24 protein-coding genes and 1 riboswitch are annotated in these 19,231 nt (G+C 45.7%); of the genes, 6 read left to right on the top strand and 18 right to left on the bottom strand.

Features of this window, described 5'->3' with window-relative positions; all coding sequences use genetic code 11:
• Positions 1 to 122: 122 nt before the first annotated feature.
• The 6 genes from queF to G548_RS0105760 form a co-directional block, all read right to left on the bottom strand.
• Positions 123 to 614: a preQ(1) synthase gene (gene queF, locus G548_RS0105785; protein WP_022793204.1), complete on the bottom strand. Its 492-nt coding sequence runs from the start codon at positions 612 to 614 to the stop codon at positions 123 to 125.
• 13 nt (positions 615 to 627) lie between these two features.
• On the bottom strand, positions 628 to 1,347 hold the full coding sequence (gene queE / locus G548_RS0105780) for a 7-carboxy-7-deazaguanine synthase QueE (protein ID WP_022793203.1): 720 nt from the start codon (positions 1,345 to 1,347) through the stop codon (positions 628 to 630).
• On the bottom strand, positions 1,348 to 1,788 hold the full coding sequence (gene queD / locus G548_RS0105775; RefSeq protein WP_022793202.1) for a 6-carboxytetrahydropterin synthase QueD: 441 nt from the start codon (positions 1,786 to 1,788) through the stop codon (positions 1,348 to 1,350). It lies immediately after the preceding gene.
• Positions 1,785 to 2,456: a 7-cyano-7-deazaguanine synthase QueC gene (gene queC / locus G548_RS0105770; protein WP_022793201.1), complete on the bottom strand. Its 672-nt coding sequence runs from the start codon at positions 2,454 to 2,456 to the stop codon at positions 1,785 to 1,787. The genes queD and queC overlap by 4 nt, the downstream gene beginning before the upstream one ends.
• A 168-nt stretch (positions 2,457 to 2,624) precedes the next feature.
• The gene (dcd, locus tag G548_RS0105765; protein ID WP_022793200.1) at positions 2,625 to 3,161 is read right to left on the bottom strand and encodes a dCTP deaminase; all 537 of its coding nucleotides are present in this window, start codon (positions 3,159 to 3,161) and stop codon (positions 2,625 to 2,627) included.
• A gap of 154 nt (positions 3,162 to 3,315) precedes the next feature.
• On the bottom strand, positions 3,316 to 3,609 hold the full coding sequence (locus G548_RS0105760) for an IDEAL domain-containing protein (protein WP_022793199.1): 294 nt from the start codon (positions 3,607 to 3,609) through the stop codon (positions 3,316 to 3,318).
• A 344-nt stretch (positions 3,610 to 3,953) separates the two neighbouring features.
• On the opposite strand from G548_RS0105760, the gene G548_RS0105755 reads away from it, so the two are divergent.
• Complete coding sequence (locus G548_RS0105755) at positions 3,954 to 4,346, top strand: YhjD family protein (RefSeq protein WP_022793198.1); 393 nt, start codon at positions 3,954 to 3,956, stop codon at positions 4,344 to 4,346.
• A 79-nt stretch (positions 4,347 to 4,425) separates the two neighbouring features.
• A complete protein-coding gene (locus G548_RS0105750) occupies positions 4,426 to 5,079 on the top strand; it encodes a potassium channel family protein (protein WP_022793197.1) in 654 nt (217 codons plus the stop codon).
• Between the two features lie 127 nt (positions 5,080 to 5,206).
• On the opposite strand, the gene G548_RS0105745 is transcribed toward G548_RS0105750, so the two are convergent.
• Together G548_RS0105745 and mgtE are read right to left on the bottom strand one after the other, a co-directional pair.
• Entirely contained in the window at positions 5,207 to 5,680 is a 474-nt protein-coding gene (locus G548_RS0105745; RefSeq protein ID WP_022793196.1) for an RrF2 family transcriptional regulator, read from the bottom strand.
• Between the two features lie 126 nt (positions 5,681 to 5,806).
• Positions 5,807 to 7,165 (bottom strand): magnesium transporter, encoded by a 1,359-nt coding sequence (mgtE, locus tag G548_RS0105740; protein ID WP_022793195.1) that lies wholly within the window; start codon positions 7,163 to 7,165, stop codon positions 5,807 to 5,809.
• A gap of 124 nt (positions 7,166 to 7,289) precedes the next feature.
• Positions 7,290 to 7,457: riboswitch (M-box (ykoK) riboswitch) on the bottom strand.
• Positions 7,458 to 7,591: 134 nt separating this feature from the next.
• On the opposite strand from mgtE, the gene G548_RS17435 reads away from it, so the two are divergent.
• Entirely contained in the window at positions 7,592 to 8,488 is an 897-nt protein-coding gene (locus G548_RS17435; protein WP_022793194.1) for an LCP family protein, read from the top strand.
• Here the strand turns inward: G548_RS17435 and G548_RS18695 are convergent.
• Complete coding sequence (locus G548_RS18695; protein ID WP_022793193.1) at positions 8,482 to 9,114, bottom strand: CPBP family intramembrane glutamic endopeptidase; 633 nt, start codon at positions 9,112 to 9,114, stop codon at positions 8,482 to 8,484. The two genes, G548_RS17435 and G548_RS18695, sit on opposite strands and share 7 nt — an antisense overlap.
• A 69-nt stretch (positions 9,115 to 9,183) precedes the next feature.
• Entirely contained in the window at positions 9,184 to 9,822 is a 639-nt protein-coding gene (locus G548_RS0105725; RefSeq protein WP_022793192.1) for an SDR family oxidoreductase, read from the bottom strand.
• A gap of 123 nt (positions 9,823 to 9,945) precedes the next feature.
• Here G548_RS0105725 and G548_RS0105720 point away from each other — a divergent pair, with 123 nt between their 5' ends.
• Genes G548_RS0105720 through G548_RS17425 form a run of 3 tightly spaced genes read left to right on the top strand, consistent with a single transcriptional unit; the run spans position 9,946 to position 10,671 of the window.
• On the top strand, positions 9,946 to 10,170 hold the full coding sequence (locus tag G548_RS0105720; RefSeq protein WP_022793191.1) for a DUF1659 domain-containing protein: 225 nt from the start codon (positions 9,946 to 9,948) through the stop codon (positions 10,168 to 10,170).
• A 36-nt stretch (positions 10,171 to 10,206) separates the two neighbouring features.
• On the top strand, positions 10,207 to 10,428 hold the full coding sequence (locus G548_RS0105715; protein ID WP_022793190.1) for a DUF2922 domain-containing protein: 222 nt from the start codon (positions 10,207 to 10,209) through the stop codon (positions 10,426 to 10,428).
• 54 nt (positions 10,429 to 10,482) lie between these two features.
• Complete coding sequence (locus G548_RS17425; protein WP_022793189.1) at positions 10,483 to 10,671, top strand: hypothetical protein; 189 nt, start codon at positions 10,483 to 10,485, stop codon at positions 10,669 to 10,671.
• Between the two features lie 29 nt (positions 10,672 to 10,700).
• Here the strand turns inward: G548_RS17425 and G548_RS0105705 are convergent, their stop codons facing one another.
• The 8 genes from G548_RS0105705 to G548_RS0105665 form a co-directional block, all read right to left on the bottom strand.
• Entirely contained in the window at positions 10,701 to 11,882 is a 1,182-nt protein-coding gene (locus tag G548_RS0105705) for an FtsW/RodA/SpoVE family cell cycle protein (protein WP_022793188.1), read from the bottom strand.
• A 192-nt stretch (positions 11,883 to 12,074) separates the two neighbouring features.
• Entirely contained in the window at positions 12,075 to 12,527 is a 453-nt protein-coding gene (locus G548_RS0105695; RefSeq protein ID WP_022793186.1) for a chemotaxis protein CheW, read from the bottom strand.
• 12 nt (positions 12,528 to 12,539) lie between these two features.
• Positions 12,540 to 14,510 carry a chemotaxis protein CheA gene (locus G548_RS0105690; RefSeq protein WP_022793185.1) on the bottom strand — a complete coding sequence of 657 codons (1,971 nt, stop codon included), beginning with the start codon at positions 14,508 to 14,510 and terminating at the stop codon, positions 12,540 to 12,542.
• Between the two features lie 209 nt (positions 14,511 to 14,719).
• Positions 14,720 to 15,376, bottom strand: coding sequence for a phosphate signaling complex protein PhoU (phoU, locus tag G548_RS0105685; RefSeq protein ID WP_022793184.1), 657 nt, complete (start codon positions 15,374 to 15,376; stop codon positions 14,720 to 14,722).
• Positions 15,377 to 15,398: 22 nt separating this feature from the next.
• On the bottom strand, positions 15,399 to 16,217 hold the full coding sequence (pstB, locus tag G548_RS0105680) for a phosphate ABC transporter ATP-binding protein PstB (protein WP_022793183.1): 819 nt from the start codon (positions 16,215 to 16,217) through the stop codon (positions 15,399 to 15,401).
• Between the two features lie 28 nt (positions 16,218 to 16,245).
• Positions 16,246 to 17,145: a phosphate ABC transporter permease PstA gene (gene pstA / locus G548_RS0105675; RefSeq protein WP_022793182.1), complete on the bottom strand. Its 900-nt coding sequence runs from the start codon at positions 17,143 to 17,145 to the stop codon at positions 16,246 to 16,248.
• A complete protein-coding gene (gene pstC / locus G548_RS0105670; protein ID WP_022793181.1) occupies positions 17,146 to 18,084 on the bottom strand; it encodes a phosphate ABC transporter permease subunit PstC in 939 nt (312 codons plus the stop codon).
• A 91-nt stretch (positions 18,085 to 18,175) separates the two neighbouring features.
• Positions 18,176 to 19,207: a PstS family phosphate ABC transporter substrate-binding protein gene (locus G548_RS0105665; RefSeq protein WP_022793180.1), complete on the bottom strand. Its 1,032-nt coding sequence runs from the start codon at positions 19,205 to 19,207 to the stop codon at positions 18,176 to 18,178.
• Between the last annotated feature and the right edge of the window lie 24 nt (positions 19,208 to 19,231).

Here is a 19,231-nt window from a genome sequence, read left to right as displayed (position 1 = left end):
TCCTCCTGTTTTCACAAATTTTCACAATTCCTTACTTCTCTACCCCTCTTCTTATTTATTTCAAACCTTTGGCCTTTTGTCTTTCCCCCTATAAAAAAAGCCTCTCCCGTATCGGGAAAGGCTTAGCGATTGTCTACCGGTTCCGGGTATAAATCATGCTGGAACAGCCGGTTTTCTGCAAGCTGCTCGTATTTAGTTCCGGCTCTGCCATAGTTTACAAATGGATCGATCGAAATGCCGCCGCGCGGCGTAAATTTGCCCCAGATTTCCAGGTAACGGGGATCCATTAAATCCACCAGATCATTCACGATCGTATTGATCGAATCTTCATGAAAGCCCCCGTGATTTCGGAAGCTGAACAAATACAATTTCAACGATTTGCTTTCCACCATTTTTTCGTCCGGAATGTAGCTGATATACAGCGTGCCAAAATCCGGCTGTCCCGTTTTTGGACAAAGGGTGGTAAATTCCGGACAGTTAAATTTCACAAAATAATCCCGGTACGGGTGGGTGTTTTCAAATACTTCAAGCAGAGAAGGGTCGTATTCAAATGTATACGCCGTTCTTTCGCTTCCCAGTTGATCCAGTTGTTCAATATCTTCTCTTTCGGGCATATCTGTTTCCTCCTTATACTCCCTGTTTGTTCCCCCAAAGAAGCGTATGCAGCTGAGGGAGCACCCGCACTCCATTTAAACGCTCTTCCTGCAGGACTTTTTCTGTAAGCCATTCGTATTTAGCGAGCAGATGATCTCTCAGCTCCTCTACCTCCGGCGTTACGGTATCGTCATTTCCCACCTGCAGGTACATTGTTACGGCAGGAAAACGTTCATGTACTTCGATGGCATAATCAAGGTCGCTTTCATCAAAAACGACTATCTTCAGACTGACTTCTTTTTCCCTGCGTGGATGCAGTTCTTCCATATAATAATCCAGCTTCGCCCAATCCGTTTTCATCAGCGAGCTCGGCGGCTTCGGCGAAACGGTTACCTCATCAATTTCCTTCACCCAGTCATTCCAGATTGAGCCCTGCGTCTCAATCGCTGTCTCGATGCCCTGCTCCTGCAAAAGCGTTACAAGCTCTCCGAGACCGGGATGCATCGCCGGGTTGCCTCCGGAAATGGTGACATGGTTGAAGCTTCTGCCGCCGGCTTCTTTTAATTTTTCATAAATGGCTTCTGCACTCATCGCTACAGCTTTTTGTGACCCATCCCATGTAAAGGCGGAATCACACCAGGAGCACCGGTAGTCACAGCCTCCGGTGCGTACAAACATTGTTTTGCGCCCGATAACCATGCCTTCGCCCTGGATCGTCGGACCGAATATTTCGAGTACAGGTGTTGGTTTCATTTAGGCAAAGTCCCCCTCTTTGGGCCGGAACACCGCATAGCTTGTCGGAGTCTCCCTGACTAGTACCTGCAGGCATTTAGGTTTATTCGACGTTTCATCGAGCCTCTGCTGCACTGTTTTCCAGATCACCTGGGCGACCACTTCTGTCGTCGGATAAGCAGCCTCGTTTTCTTCACTGGCAAACTCCGGATGATCGTTTAGCAGAGTGTGATCATAGCGTTTATGGATCCATTTTTTTAAAACGGTAAAATCAATTAAAAACCCGTTTTGGTTCAATTCATCCCCGGCCACTGTCACGTTGATTGTATAGGTGTGTCCATGCACGTGCCGGCACTTTCCTGCGTCTTCTGAAGGAATATAGTGTGCCGCACTTAAATGCATATCCTTGTTTAATTCATACCGGTAATTGTGCGGCCACTGTGGATAATACGAATAAATCATAATTCTTTCCTTTCTTTTTGTTCCATATATTGCTCGTAGCCTGCACGGCGCAGATTACAGGCTGGGCATTCCCCGCAGCCGTCCCCCGGTATGCCGTGATAGCAGGTTAACGTTTCATCCTTCACATAATCAAGTCTTCCTAGCCGGTCGGCAAGCTCCCAGGTTTCTTTTTTGTCGAGCCACATTAAAGGTGTATGCAGCACTAACTCTTTGCCAATAGCCAGATTTAGCGAGACATTCAATGATTTCACAAATACGTCCCGGCAGTCCGGATACCCGCTGTAATCTGTCTCACATACACCTGTCACAATGTGCTTTGCCTTTTTTTGCGAAGCAAGAATCGTCGCAAAGGAAAAAAACAACAGATTCCTGCCCTCTACAAACGTAGAAGGAAGCTCCCCGTCTTCTCCCGCCTCCACGTCAATGTCATCACGAGTCAGCGCATTCGGTGCCAGCTGGCTTAAAAGCCCCATATCCAGCACATGATGTTCAACATTTATATCCTCAGCAATTCGTTTTGCTACTTCTATTTCTTCATCGTGCCGCTGTCCGTAAGAAAAAGTTACGGCAATGACTTCTTCAAATTGTTCCAATGCCCAGAACAAACAAGTAGTACTGTCCTGTCCCCCACTAAAAACAACGACCGCTTTATCATTTTGAAAACCCAATTGTTATTCCTTCTTTCCACCAAAACATTTCACAGCGCTCCCATTATAACATCTTTTTTAGCCTGTGCCTCTGCTCACGCTTACCTCGAAAAAACCCGTGAACAGTAAAGGTCACGAGTCTTTGGAATCTTTATTTCTCATTTCAGCTATGTATGGCCCAGCGCAGCGTTATTCGTTTTCCTGATCCAAAAAGGCGTGACTTCCCATGGCATTTCGCTGCCCCTGGTATTTACCCGCATAAGGGACGCCGGCTTTTTGATCCATTTCAGCAAAAACGAGCTGTGCGAGCCGTCTTCCGGACGTTAAACGAATAGGCAGACGGTTGGCGTTATAAAGCTCAAGCGTAATTTCCCCTTCAAATCCCGGATCCACCCAGCCTGCATTTTGAATAAAGAGTCCCATCCGTCCAATAGAACTTCTTCCCTCCACAAAGGCCGTAATATGCTGGGGAAGTCTGATGTATTCTTTTGTAGTCGCAAGTAGAAATGAATGCGGGGGAATAATCACCTGATCACTTTCAAATTCCACATACTTAGCGGGCCGGTCCAGTTGAATGGACTCGATAGCGTTCTCGTCGATTTTCAGAAAATGAGTACCCAGACGAATATCCACCGATGCCGGCTGGATCTGATGGTCCTCTAATGGATCGATACTAAGATCGCCCTGTTCCATCATTGAACGGATTGTTTGGTCGGAAAGTATCACCAGTTCTGCCTCCTTTTCGTTTCTTTTCTTTCCCAGTATAAAGAACAATGCAAAAAAACGCCAACACCGCGAAAACCGGCAATGATTTTCCTTATTTATCGTGACATAAAAAAGCACTCTTCAGGCGTAGCCCAAAGAGTGCTGATATAAACCTTTATTCAAATTCAAGCTCTAATTTATAGCCTTGTTCGAATAATACTTTGCCATCTTTATATTCGCTCATCAATTCTTTATAAGCCTCTGTCCATTCCTTAAAAGCTTTTTCGTCATGCATATCCAGGGAGTCATCAATTTTGCGCAGAAGCCGCTCTCTGTTAAATTCAAACACAGCGTACTCCATCATCATTTGAGCATACAGAGATTGAAGAATCTGCCTTGAAGGTCTTCTTCCATTTTGAATTGGTTTCACTTTTTTCATAAAATGCTGCTCATGAGTTGGATGTAACATATTCGCCGAACCCCCTGTTCTTATTGCAGCACCCGCCGGGCGCTGATCTTTTTTTGAAGCGGGCGACGCGCGCATGGCCTCCCAGTGCCTCTCTATTGATTGCCAATAATTTGTGTGTGTACTGAACTATACCCACCTTTAACATCAATAAAACTAATTGTCCGACAACTCCGAAAAGAGTAATAATTTATTGTATCCGCTTACATAATTTCATTATAGACTATTTCCCAGAAAAATTCGAGTTATACAATTGAAAAAATTCAGTGCAGATGAAAAATCTTATTGAAAAACGGGAACATATATTCGTATAATGGATTTAATCATATAATGGGGGGAGAACAGAAATGGTCATGACAGAGAAAGAGCATATCGTTATTCATTATGCTGTTCTCCTTCCTATTGTAAAAAAAGTACTGACGCTCGATACCGAGGCGCTTAAATCTTCTGACGTCCGCCTGCAGGAACCGTACGAACGCTTACTTCAACAGGCTTTCGATGCTCTTCATCACGACCTCTACCAGCTGCGCCTCTACATGAAAAAAAGGCATATGCGGGTCGTTTTTGAAGAAAATGACGGTGTGTTTACCCATTACGTGTACTATGTTAACAACGGTTCGGGACGAACCTCCCACTTAAACGCCAATTTAAAAAAGCAGACAGAGCGCTGTCTTCATCTTTATTTCTCCGGGCATTCCGCTTTAACAGATGACGAAGTCCTGCATCCGGCTTCAGTTTGACAAATCATGGCTGCGGCGGTACATTAACGATACAATTACAGGAAAATGACCCCAAGCTTCGGAAAAAGGAGAAAGCCGTGTGAAAAAACAATTTGCCATTATCGGTCTCGGGCGGTTCGGTGTCAGTGTCAGTACAGAATTGTACAAGCTCGGTCATGACGTGCTGGCTATTGACAATAATGAAGAAAAACTCGACGACATTACCAATCATTCTACGTACAGCGCCGTCGCCGACGGCACAGATGAGAAAGAACTCAGAAACCTGGGGATTACAAATTTTGATCACGTGATTGTCGCTATTGGTGATGATCTTCAGGCAAGCATTTTATGCACTCTCCTGCTAAAGGAAATGGATATCCCTTCGGTTTGGGTAAAAGCACAGAACTTTCACCACCATAAAGTTCTCGATAAAATCGGAGCAGATAAGATTATTCACCCGGAGCATGACATGGGTAACCGTATTGCCCAGCACCTTGTTTCCGACCGTGTCATCGACTATATTGAACTCTCAGCAGAGTACTCTATTATAGAAATTACTGCACCGGTATCCATGCATAAAAAGACGCTCGCCCAGCTCGATATCCGGGCCAAATACGGCGTCACCGTTCTGGGCATTCGCCGCGGCAAAGACGTTAATATATCTCCAACGGCCCAGGACCGCCTCTACAAAGAAGACGTCCTTATTGCTATCGGCCACAATAACGATCTGCGGCGGTTTGAAGAGACAAACTAACCTTTTAAGTTATGAAAAGAAGCAGCAGTCCTATATCAACAGGGCTGCTGCTTTATTATGTATAATTGGTTTCCTGGATGATTCACGAATGTCACCGTGACCGGGGCAAGCACGATGATATCTTTTCTTAAGAAAAAGAAATCGGCAGCTGATTTTTTGCCGTTGAAGCTGCAAACAGAGCATGAAGCATTTCCTTGTTCACTGTGATATCTTTGACCGTATACTTATCGAGCACTGATAAATAAGCTTTCAGAGCCTCTCCCAGGATACCCTGGAGGCGGCATCTGCCTGCTAAAATGCACTGGTTCGATTCGGGATCAAAGCATTCCACCAGCGTCAGATTATCTTCTGTCTGCCTTACAAGCCAGCCAATGTTGATTTCTTCTGGTTCTTTGGCCAAACGGATTCCTCCGTTTCTGCCTTTCACCGTGTGAATGACGCCAAGCTTCGACAGCTCATGTCCAACCTTTGTCAGGTGGTTGTATGAAATGGAGTATGCAGTCGATATTTGCTTAATACTATGCAGGGACTCGTCTTCATCATGAGCAGCCAGGTACATTACCATCCGTAATGCGTAATCCGTATAGGTTGTTAACTGCAAAGCCCTCGCTCCTTTTCATCCAGGATAGTGTTAGTTTATCACACCCCGTAAATGTTAATCTAATTACCTGCCCACAAAAAAAGAAGAGACGCTGTCTCTTCTTTTTTGTATTATTTGGAAATTACCTTAAATGCTCTGAATGAGCGACGACGCGACCGTAAAATAAATCAGCAGACTGATAATATCAGTAAGTGTTGTAATAAACGGTCCTGAGGCAATGGCAGGATCGAGCTTGAGTTTATTGATTACAAGCGGCACAAGCGTACCAATAACGCTTGCGACTCCCAGTGAAACCATAATGGAAAAGCCGACAATAATTCCTATCAGGGGTTCTCCGTAAAAAAGGTATAATAAAATCGTAATTACAATGCCTGAAGCAACCCCGATCATGATACCTGTGGAAAATTCCCGGCTAATCGTCCGCCACAGCCCTTTTCGTTCAATGTTTCCTGTTGCAAGCGCCCGCACGGAGACAGCAAGCGACTGTGTACCCGTGTTTCCCGCTGAGCCCATAATCATCGGAATAAATGCTGCAAGCAGAACGACACTCTCAAGGGTACTTTCAAACCAACCAATCACCTGGGCGGTAAACAGCCCCAAAAACATCAGCAGAATAATCCAGGGGGCACGGAGCCTCGCAGCTTTAAATGCATTAACACTCACGTCTGTCGAGCCACGTGAGCCGGAGATTTCCCCAATGTCTTCTGAAGCTTCTTCCGCAAGTACATCAAGCGCATCATCCACCGTTACGATTCCGACAAGCCTGCCTTCACTGTCTATAACAGGGGTTGCCAGAAAATCATACTTCTGTATCAGCTGAGCGACCTCCTCCTGGTCATCCTCTACATAAACAGACACGACCCGGCTGCTCATCACTTCAGCTACGGTCCGGTCTGAGTCCGCTACAATCAAATCGCGGATCGATGCCACCCCGGCTAGTTTATCCCGTTCATCAACTACATACAGATAATAGATCATTTCTGCGTCCGGCCCTTCCCGCCGCAGCTGTTCAATTACTGCCTCAATCGTATCTGCTGCTTTAATAGACACAAATTCTTTTGTCATGATAGCCCCGGCCGTTTTCTCTTCATAGGCCAAGAGCTCCCGTACGTCGTTGGCATCCTCCTGGTCCATCGCCTGGAGGATATGGGTCATCTGTCTGGGTTCAAGCTCTCCCAGGAAGTCAGCAACATCATCAGCATACATATTGTTATATACTTCAGCAGCATACTGATCGTTCAGCTGCAGAGCTACTTCTTTTTGAACTTCAGGTTCAAAGCTGTCAAATACTTCGGCAAATTCTTCCGGAGACAAAAATTCGTAAACAACTGACCGTTCTTCATCAAGCTCCAGAAACACTTCTGCCTGGTCCGCAGGATGCAGATCCAAAAATAATTCACGGAACGTTTCTATGCGCTCCTGCTGCAATGATTCCGCTATCAGTTCTACGAACTCTTCCCGTGCCTGTTCATTTAATTTCTCCATCCTTTTCCTCCTCTCCAGGCCGCACAAGCAGCTGTACTTCTTCCGCCTGACACTTATTTCAAACAAAAAACGCCTTCCACCGTTGGGAAGACGTGCATAATCAGCCAGTCATCGTATATGCCCGTTCTATTCCCCTTCGTCGAGCTTTAGCACTGTATAGCGTAGGAACGTATTATCCAGCTTCATTAGAAAACACCTTAATTCGATGGATTCTGTTGACCCATTGGCGTCTTTAGACATTTTTGGGCAGAAGCTTATATCTATACAGGAGCCTCACCTAACGAGATTATAAATAGCAGTAACGTTGAATATAACGTTACCTTCTTTTTTTGTCAACGCAGGGAGCATCCCTTCCTACTGGATATATTCCCTTTTCTGCCGATATAAAAATAGAGATTTTGACTTTTACAGACAGGACGGCCGACTATGCGAAACGTATACTTGTTTTTTATGATCACTTTCCTGCTTACATGCTTCTTATCACTTGGCGGTCTCTTTTACTATTATTACACTATAACTGCCGGACAAAAAGAGAAAATCACCTCAGAAACAACTGACGAGGATTCTTCTACTGTTTCGGGACCGCAGATTATTCTAATAGCGGGTACAGATAAAGAAGAAACAGCTTCCCGTGCCGATGTCATTATGATTCTCTCCATTCATTCCGGTAACGAATCCACGCTGCTTTTTAATATTCCACGGGATACCAGGGTCTCCATTCCAGGAAGAGAAGGCATGGACAAAATAAATCATGCCTACAGCTACGGGGGAATGCCCCTGCTAAAAAAGACCGTAGAAGAGTTTCTGGACACTTCCCTTGATTTTACCGTCGAAGCCGATATGGAAGGATTCCGGGAGGTCGTTGATGCTTACGATGGGGTGACAGTGCAAAACGATTTGGAATTCATCAAGGATGAAGGAGAGCCTTTCACCTATACGGAGGGGAAACTCCATTTAAATGGCGATCAGGCCTTATACTATGTCCGTATGCGCAAGCAGGACCCCAGGGGTGACTTAGGGCGGAATCTCCGCCAGCAGCAGGTGCTCGAAGCACTGCTGGAAAAAGCAAAGAGCCCGGCTACTCTCCGTAAAGCAGAAGAACTGCTTTACGCTCTCGGTGACCACATACACACAGATATGACGTTTCAGGATATTCAAAGCTTTTCTTACCACTATACTCCTGCTCTCACCCAGATCCAGACGACTGAAATTCAGGGAGCAGCCGACGAACAGAACGGGATAAGCTATTACCTTGTCTCTTCAGAAGAGCAGGAGAAAACACAGCTCCGTCTCGAGCGTCACCAGGCGGGAAAAAGCTACTGACGTTTTTGATCCGCCGGTTCAGAATGTTCATTTCTGAATGGCTTCATTCTTTTCCAAATAAGAAAGGAAACCGCATTGTATCCGGCATGGGCAGCCACAGCCCCCCATAGCGTTCCCTGCCATAAAAGCAGCCCGCCGAGCAGAAGACCCAGGATGAAAATCCATGCATGAACCAGCTGCTGACCGGCGTATTGCGGCACGTGCACCAGCATAAAAATAAATGAAGAAACACATAAAGCAAAGATATCCGGCAATACAAGCACCAGTGTCCCGAGCACTGCTGCCCGGAACAGTATTTCTTCTGATACTGCCGCACCAACTGTTACAGCCCAAAAGCTTCCCCGCCGGCGGATCAGTTCTTTTAAGAGATCGGTATATGTATTGTCCGGCACAGAAAACCACTGCTTTTTATATGCCCCCCAGGCGAAAAATCCCGCTGCTATTCCTGTACAGGCTCCGGTAAAACTATCGGCAGCAGCCGTACTTAAAGGAAATAAGCCGCTTATGTACATTAAAGTCTCCCCCTGAAACACAGCAGCAATAATAACAATACCAGCTGCAAACAGCAGAAAAAAGTTTAACCATAGAGCTCCTCCGGAAATCCGGGGGCCTGAACTGTTCATCATGGCTGCTTCCTCCTACGGTCATTATGTAAAAACAGCCGGCTGTTCGGGGCCGGCTGTTTGCTTTCCTTCTTATAATTCGTTGAGTGCTGCAATAATTTCCTGATCACCGCTGATCAGATCAAACTTTTTACGGATAGTACCCGGCGTATCGAGAGAAGCTGCGATTACCTTTGCCACATCGGCACGTGGGATTTCGCCTTTTTCATTCAGTTTTTGTTTTAACTGTACGGTGCCGCTCGGGTCATCGTTTGTGAGCACTCCCGGCCGTACAATGGTGTAGTCAAGACCACTCTCTTCAAGATAGTCATCGGCTACACGTTTAGCAATAAAGTAATGGCGCATTTTTTCCGGCCCGTTCTCCGGTTCATCCGTATTCATCGAACTTACCTGGATGAAGCGTTTCACTCCGTGGGCTTTGGAGGCTTCCACCGATTTTCTCGAACCCCACAAGTCGATAATGGTGGTCTTATCCGGCCCTGTATGGCCGCCCGATCCAGCGGCAAAGACAGCTGCATCTTTACCCGCAAAAGCATCGGAAATATCTCCTTCCAGATCACGAACTATCGTTTCGTCCGCCCCCAGGCTCTTCAGTTCTTCTGATTGTTCTTCTTTTCTAATTAACGCCGTTACGTGGTGATCCGTTTCCTTCAATTCCTCCACCAGGTGGCGTGCAATTTTTCCGTTCGCTCCAATTACCAATACGTTCATTGCAAATCCTCCTTCGATTAACATTCCATGGTGATATTCCCATAAGCATCATAAAATAAACACAGCCCTCCCCCCCCTTTTGCTTCGGCCCGTCAATATATACGGTGAAAGGAGGTGAGACACATGGCTCAATTAACAAAAACCAATCTTTCTTTTGAGTTTTATTTAGGCACCGGGGCAGACGGAAGCGGCGAATACAAACGAAAAACATTCCGTAACATCAATCCTGAAATTTCAGACGATGACCTGCAGGAAATTGCGGATAGTATTGCTATGCTCCAGCCTTACGTCGTGCAGAGCGTACAGCGCAACAACGAGTACAACATGCAGGCACCGGCCCCGTTGTAAAGCCGGAAGTAATTTCAAACACAGGAGGTGATGAAGATGAGCAAACAACTGCAGCTGCGTTTTGAAAGTGATTTTGGCAAAGCTACTACCCTTTCGATTGAAGATCCGGCAGAACCGGTGGATGAAACGGCAGTAGAGGCCTTAATGGACTCCATTATTGCTAAGGAAGCCTTTTTTACAAGCGATGGTATCGTCACTAAAAAAGTGTACGCAAGAGTCGTGGAACGAAACGTAGACACTATCTGGGAAACCAATTAACCCGATTCCCTCAGCCCTTCAGGCTGGGGGATTCTTTATAAAGGAGGCTTAGTCATGGAGGAATGGATACAACTGGCCGGAGACCAGGGAGCGGCTGTCATGCTTGCCTTTTTTCTTGTTTACCGGATGGAGCGGAAGCTGGATACGCTCATCTGGACCGTGCAAAGGCAGAGCGAGCAGCTTTTCTCATCTTCGAGAAGAGCCAAACCCTCAAAGGATTCCATGCATGTCAAAAAACCATAAACAAAAGCCAGCCGACACCCGGCTGGCTTTTACTGATTTTTATGGTGGGCAAAGAAATAATTTTTTGAATGATAGCGTACACTCATTACGATCCCTAAAATAAACATGGTCCCGACAAGCGAGCTTCCTCCGTAACTGAGAAGCGGAAGCGTAAAGCCAGTGACTGGAAGAAGGCCAAGGCTTTGCCCGATATTTTGAAATACCTGGAAAGCAAACAATCCGATAACACCTGCACAGATGTATTTGCCGTAAGCGTTATGCGAACGCATGCTGATCAGAAGAATCTGATAAAGCAGCACAAAATAAAGGGTGATGACCATAGCGCCGCCCAGAAAACCATGGACAGAGCCAATAACGGCGAAAATGAAATCCGTGTGGGCTTCCGGAATGTACACCTGATCTCCGTCGTTGCCGAATAATCTTCCGGAGCCGATAGCAGTCAATGCTCTTGCTGTTTGAAAACCAGCATCCTGATTTTCAAACGGGTTCAGCCAGCCCTGGATCCTGCTTACCTGATAAGGATCCATATTGGAAAATACAAATCGCTCCATCAAATTGGGAAACTGGAAAAAAGAAAAGACAAATCCAAGTATCGCTAAAAGCGGACCACCGATAGCTACTGCCAATATTTTATAGGAGATGCCCGAGACCACCAGAAGGGAAACGAAAATAGCTCCTACGAGCATGACACTCCCCATGTCCGGCTGTGTTGCCAGAAGCAAAATGACGGGAAGGGTCGGCAGAAACATTTTCCCTATAAGTATGAAATCAGAGCGCATGCTTTTGCTTCCACTGTACTCTGTATGGTGATTATAAATGATGGCGCTGAGTGTTAAAATCAGAAAAATTCTCATAAATTCTGCAGGCTGGAACTGTCCGAGACCCGGTATTACATACCATGACTGCGCCCCATTAATCACCGGAGCAATACTTGCCGGAGCGACCAGCAGCCCTGCTAAAAGAGCCAGTCCAAAAGCATATAAAAACCAGTGCAGTACCAGATAATACTCAAAATCAAAATGTAGAACTACCATCATAATGGCAAAAGCCAGCACGAAAAAGATAATCTGCTGGATCATAAAATTGCCTTCATATTGTTCGAGCTGCTGAGCCTGAAAAATATAGAAACAGCTGACTACTGCGAACAAAAACAATACAAACATCATGTTGATATCATACTGCTTTTCTTCGGTCGATTGATGTAAACTCATGGAAGCATGTCCCCATTATATAAAATTTCGAACGCACGCTGTATGGCGCCGCTGTTAACATCATACCTTGTTCTATCTGCGGCGTACAGTCCTGTGAATATATTTCCGCTGCCTGCTTCCTTCTTTAATTTACGTTTCACTCATAAGAAAAAGGACTCTTTCTCCTATACTAAAGGAGAACAGCCCTTGGAATCAAACAGACGCCGTCTCCAAAGCTTCGACAACTGCGTGAACATTTAAAAGAGTGAATACGCGGCTTTCTTTCTTGATGACATTTTTTAAATACATTTGTTCTTCCTTGGACAGAGCCTGTGGGGGCGCTCCGATTTCACTTTCAAATACATCCATCACATCGTTTGCTGCGTCAACTATAAGACCGGCGTGATTGCCTTCAAGTGCTAAAATCAAAATCCGGGTTTCTTCTGTATACGGAACCTCTTCATAGGAGAGCCTTTTTCGAAGATCTATAATTGGTATAATGACACCCCGCAGATTAATTACGCCGCGAATACTTTTTTCAGCATTTGGTATACGGGTGAAATTCTGCATGCGTTCAATCGACTGGACATGAGTTACTTCAACTCCGTATTCTTCGGTCTCCAATCGGAATATAATGACTTTTTTCACAGCATTTTCTTCCGTCACAATACTTCCTCCTTACAATAGGGCATTCGTATCTACAATTAATGCTACATTGCCGTCTCCGAGAATCGTAGCTCCTGAGATGGCACGCACGTCCCGCAAATAATGGCCGAGTGATTTTAATACGACATCCTGCTGGCCAATAAAACTGTCGACGACCAGCGCGGCCATCTTTTCTCCTTTATGCACGACTACGACAGAATAGTTTTCACGATCCCACTCACGCTCCACCGGGACTTCAAATACATCCTCCAAAAACATCACCGGAATAATATTTCCGCGGAAATCGATCATTTTCCGTTTGTGCACATAAAAAATGCTGCTGCTCTTAATACTTGCTGTCTCCACGATAGAAGTAAGCGGCAGTCCGTAATGCTCCTCCCCCACATCCACAAGCATCACATCAATAATCGACAGGGTCAGGGGAAGCTGAATACTGAACCTGGTTCCTTTTCCTTTTTCAGAATGCACACTGATAACGCCGCCGAGTGATTCAAACGTATTTTTTACTACATCCAGCCCCACCCCGCGTCCTGACAGGTCGGTCACTTCATCAACGGTACTGAAGCCTGCGGAAAAAATAAATTGATGAACATCGTAATCCGTCAGCGTATCAGCGTCTTCGGCAGCTATTACGCCATTTTCTACAGCCTTTTTTAGCACGCGTTCACGATCGATTCCGCCGCCGTCATCTTCGATTTCGATATACACATGATTGCCGCTGTGATAAGCCCGCAGCTCGACATGACCCTCTTCCGGTTTGCCGTTCTGCCTTCTCTTTTCGGGCATTTCAATGCCGTGATCGATTGAATTTCGTATCAGATGGACAAGCGGGTCCCCGATTTCATCAATAATAGAACGATCAAGTTCAGTTTCTGCACCAATGACTTCAAGCTTAATCTGTTTACCAAGATCTCTCGACAGGCTGCGAACCATTTTCGGGAAACGACTGAACACCTGATCGACCGGCACCATCCGCATGTGTAAAATAATTTCCTGCAGGCTCCCGGTTGTACGTGACATTCTTTCCACTGTTTCTGTCAATTCGCTGCTTCTTATTTCCTCGGATATACGCTCAAGGCGTCCCCGGTCGATAACCAGCTCTTCAAACAGGTTCATCAATTTATCCAGCCGGTCAATATTGACCCGAATCGTTTTGTTCGTCTCTGCACGTTTGCGTTCCGGCGAGCTGGATTCTTTTGTCTCCGAAGAAGGCGTTTTTTCCAAACGAGCCTCATTGTCTGTGCTGACCGTTATTTCAATTTCCTCTGCCACCACTGTTTCAATTTCCGAGACAGCAGCCACCCGGTTCACCAGATCTTCTTTTGCGGCGGTCGTTACTACCGCTACGATAAATTCGTTATCAAATTGCTCCGCTTCAATATCTGAAGCTTCCGGCACTGATTTAATAACGTGGCCGTCTGCTTCAAGAGCTTCAAATACCATATAGGCCCGTGCTGCTTTTAGCATGGCGTTGTCCGCAAGGGTGATCTGCATCGTATAGCCCTGCATCCCACTCTCCACAGACTGGGCGATCACTGCCCGGTCGTATTCATTCCAATCCATGTTAATACTGGATTTTTCTTTTGTTTCCTTATCCGCCTCAGACCGCATGCTTTGGCCCAGCAGCTTTGCCGTAATAGCCTGTATATCCTTTTTCCCCTCACCGCCAGAAGCGATGTCCTCTACGATTTCTTCGGCAACATCTGCTGCTTCAAGCAGGACATCCATCGTTTCTGCATCTGCAAGCCTTGTTTTTTCACGCATTTGGTCGAGAACATTTTCGAGGGCGTGTGTCACATTCGTCAAATCCTCATATCCCATCGTTCCGGCCATACCTTTCATCGTATGGGCCGAACGAAAAATTTCCCCGATGACCGTTTCGTCCTCCGGCTGCTTTTCAAGCTCAAGCAGGTGAACGTTAATCGCCTGAATGTGCTCCTGGCTTTCTTCAATAAACATATCCAAATATTCCGTATGGCTCATGCCCGTACCTCCGCCTTTTGAACTCAATACTAGTCGATAGTGTGCTGCATCTTCTTCTCTTTTTATATCGACAGACCGGAGCAGGTGTTTGAGATAATAGCTGGTTAAATTTTTCCTCCCAGGTAATTCAGCCGCCTGCGTGTCTGAGAAACCCAAGGGAAAGCATAAAAAGCCCCCGCCATTAGGCGGAGACTGCATTCTGCGTATTTTTAATTTAAATCAAAATGATGCCCGTTCACTTCATAGACGACCCATTCCGCCAGGTTGGTTGTATGATCTGCAAATCTCTCAATGTAGCGGCCGATAAAAGACAGCTGAGTAATATCCTCCAACAACACTTCATCAGCACTCTGACGAAGCTGTTTCTGTATAAACAACTTGTATTTGCTGTCCACATGATCATCTAAAGAAGCCACACGCTGGGCATGCATCAGTTCCTGATTTTCATAGGCTTCCATCGCCTGGTCAAACATTTGTTTGGAAATTTCCGCCATATCAATTAACTGGTCGATGTCCTCCCGACTTTTGTTTTCGCTCAGCCTGGCCGAGGCTTTAGCAATATCGACTGCAATATCTGCCATACGCTCGAGATCACTGGCCATTTTTAAAGCCACGATGCAACGGCGCAGATCTGTCGCCACCGGCTGTTGCTTGGCAATGGTCAGTGTCGCAGCATCCATGATTTTCAGCTCCATGGAATTGATATTTTTATCATCTGTAACAATCTCCCGGGCAAGTGACTGGTTATCATTGGTTTTTAACGCGAGCAGAGATTGCTCGAAAGCATACTTAACATATTTGCCCATATCGAGTATTTCCTGCTTTAAATACGTCAAGTCCTGCTCATACGCCTTTCGAACGCCCATTATTCCGCCTCTTTCTTCCGGCTTAGCCGAACCTGCCGGAAATATAATCTTCTGTTTCTTTTTTTGCCGGCGATGAAAAGATTTTATCTGTTTGATCATGCTCTACGATAACACCATTTAAGAAGAAGGCAGTGTTGTCTGATATCCGGGCTGCCTGCTGCATGTTATGGGTAACAATGACAATCGTATAGTCTTTTTTCAGCTCCTGGACAAGCTCTTCAATCTTCAGCGTAGAAATCGGATCCAGTGCAGACGTAGGCTCATCCATTAAAATGATGTCAGGTTCAATTGCCAGACAGCGGGCTATGCAAAGACGCTGCTGCTGGCCGCCGGAAAGCCCGAAGGCATTTTCTTTCAGGCGATCTTTTGTTTCGTCCCAGATAGCCGCTTTCTTCAGACTTTTTTCCACGATTTCATCGAGTGTTTTTTTATCTTTGATGCCATGAATTTTCGGCCCGTATATTACATTTTCATAAATCGACTTGGGGAAAGGATTCGGATTTTGAAAAACCATACCCACTTTAGTACGAAGATATTCAACACTAAAATTCTTTGCAAAAATCTCGTTCTCCCGGTATTTAATGGAGCCATTTGTTTTTACAATCGGATTCATTTCGGTCATCCGGTTTAAGGTTTTAATAAATGTCGATTTGCCGCAGCCGGAAGGACCAATAATGGCTGTTACTGACTTTTCCGGGATTTCCATCGAAATATCCTGTAGCGCGTGATTGTCAGCGTACCAGAGATTCAACTGATCTACATTGTAAGCAAGCGGCACTTTTTCCTCTTCATTCACGGTCTTGTGTCCTTCTACTGAACGGTTTTCATGCTTGGTCTGCATACTGCTTCCCCTTTCATTGTTTCCTTTATTAAAAGCGTTTTTGGAATTTGCTTCTGATAAATACAGCAATCGAATTCATGAATAAAAGCATCAACAGTAAAATGATGATTCCTGCTGCCGCAATGTCTTGAAATTCCTGTTGAGGGCGTCCAGTCCAGTTGTAAATCTGTACTGGCATTGCCGTGAAACTTGAAAGTAAACCGGAAGGTGTAGCGGCAACGTATGTTAAGGCTCCTAGCACTAAAATTGGCGCTGTTTCCCCAATAGCCCGGGATAAAGCTAAAATCGTACCTGTAAGCACTCCTGGTAAAGCTGATGGAATAACAATTCTAAAAATCGTCTGCCATTTTGTTGCTCCCATCGCGTAGGAGGCCTGCTTAACATCTGTTGGCACTGCGCTGATAGCCTCTCTGGAAGCCACCACGATAATTGGAAGAACAAGCAGGGAAAGCGTCAGACCACCTGCTACCACACTTGCCCCCATTCCCATCAGCCGGTTAAATATCGTAAGCCCCAACAGCCCGAAAACGACGGAGGGAACGCCGGCAAGGTTGGAAATATTTGTTTGAAGCAAATTCGTAAATTTGTTGCTTGGTGCGTATTCTTCCAGATACACTGCCGTGCCGACCCCCAAAATAAAAGAAACCGGAGCCGCCACCATCATAAGCCAGATTGTCCCGGCTAAAGCTGCCAGCAATCCCGCATCCTCAGCATTTCTTGAAGCGAAATTTGCTACAAGTCCCCAGTCCAAAAAGCCAATTCCTTGAGTGAGTATTCGTATCAGCAATACGAGAAGCATCAGTATGCTAAAAGCAGTAGCCGCAAAACAGACACCCTTAAATACTTTATTCCAAATATGCCTTTTGCTCAGCCGTTGAGCATTTTCGTTCTGCACTTCCTGTGGCACTGTCGTATTTGCAAATTTCATTTAGTAATCCTCCCGGAAACGTCGAGAAATGTAGTGGGCCATCAGATTCATAGCCAACGTGAAGACGAACAATGTCATACCGACAGCATAGATACTGTAATAAATTGGTGTGCCATAACCTGCGTCGCCCTGAGTCACCTGCACAATGTATGCAGTCATCGTCTGCACGGCTCCTGTGGGGTCCACTGTCATTGTAGGACTTGCCCCACCGGCCACCGTTACGATCATTGTTTCCCCTATAGCTCGGGATATTCCCAGAACAAAAGAAGCAACAATACCTGATAATGCTGCGGGCATCACTACTTTTACAGTCACTTCCATCCGGGTGGCCCCTAAAGCAAAAGCACCCTGGCGGATCGAATTCGGCACAGAGCTCATTGCATCTTCTGATAGACTTGCAATCATCGGAATAATCATTACACCTACTACAATCCCCGGACTCAATGCATTATAAATGTCCATCCCAGGTATAATGGAGCGCAGAATTGGTGTAACAAACGTGAGGGCAAAAAAGCCATACACGATCGTCGGTATGCCTGCCAATACCTCAAGAATAGGCTTTACTGTTTTACGAACCTTTTCGGATGCATATTCACTCAAATAAATGGCTGCTCCCAGACCAAAAGGCACGGCTACCAGCATAGCGATTCCCGCTATCATCAGTGTTCCGTTCACCAGAGGCCAAATGCCGTACTGCGGATCGGAAAAAAACGGATACCACTCTGTAGAAGCAAAAAAATCGGCAAACGGAACGTTGCTGAAAAACGTCACTGTTTCAAATAAAAGAGTAAAAACGATACCGACCGTAGTAAGAATAGATATTAAAGCACAAGTGAAAAAAACAACCGGCATTAACTTTTCCATAAAACTCGATGAACCCGAACCCTTTGTTCTTTGTTCGATTCGTTCACTAACCGAGAGTTTTGAACGATCTTCCATTCTCTGCACATCCCCTTAACAGATAATCCCTTAAAAGCAAGGACAAAAGCAAGGGAGTGTATGCTCCCTCGCTTCTCCGTACCAAATCCTTCTATTCGTTAACAACTTCATCAATTTTTTGCGTATTTTCTTCATAAACCTCTTCCGGTGCTGCCACATATCCTACTTCTTCTGCGAGATCCCCTGCATTGTCATTTAAAAAGCGCACATATTCAACAACGTCTTCATTTTCCTGCAGGGATTCATTTTTCACATACGTAAACAACGGACGAGAAAGAGGATATGACTGATCGTTGATTGTTTCCTGGCTAGGCTCAATACCTTCATCTCCACCCTCTTGCGGCACGATAGGCACTGCTTTCAGAGAATCCTGGTTTTCTGCATAGTATGCATAGCCAAAGAACCCAATAGCATTCTGACTGCCTGCTACACCATTTACCAACACGTTGTCATCTTCGGAAAGCTGGGCTTCACGAGAAACGTCGCCTTCTTCAAGCACTTCTTCACTGAAGAAATCATACGTGCCGGAATCTGTACCCGGAGCATAAATATCAATTGGCTCGTCTGGCCAGCTGTCGCGAATATCCGACCAATTTTGAGCATCACTTCCGTCAGCGAAAATTTGTGACAGTTCTTCAAAGGTAAGATTATCTACAAAGTCATTTTCTGGATTCACAGCTACAGTAAGTCCATCATAGGCTAATTCCAGCTCAGTATATTCAATGCCTGCCTCTTCGAGCGCATCTTCTTCTTCCTGTTCGATAGGGCGCGAAGCGTTACTTAAATCCGTCTCGCCGGCAATAAAGCGTTCAAATCCTCCTCCGGAACCTGATACGCCTACAGGTGCTTCGATGTTTCCATGCTCCTGTTGAAATTCTTCAGATACGGCTTCCATAATTGGAAAGACCGTGGAAGAGCCATCGATAGCAATGTCGCCAGAGCCTCCGTTTCCTTCCTCACCGGAGCTTTCTTCCGAACCAGAGCTTTCTTCCGAACCGGAGCCGCTTCCCGAACTTTCCTCAGAACCACTACCGGAACTTTCTTCTCCCCCGCCTCCACATGCGGATGCAAATACTGCCAGCGTAGCGAATGTTGGAACCATCCATACCTTTTTAAAGTTCAAACCAACTTCCTCCTCTTTTTGTTT

Source organism: Marinococcus halotolerans DSM 16375 (assembly GCF_000420725.1).
Classification (GTDB): Bacteria; Bacillota; Bacilli; order Bacillales; family Marinococcaceae; genus Marinococcus; species Marinococcus halotolerans.
This window is presented reverse-complemented; position numbering and strand designations above follow the sequence as displayed.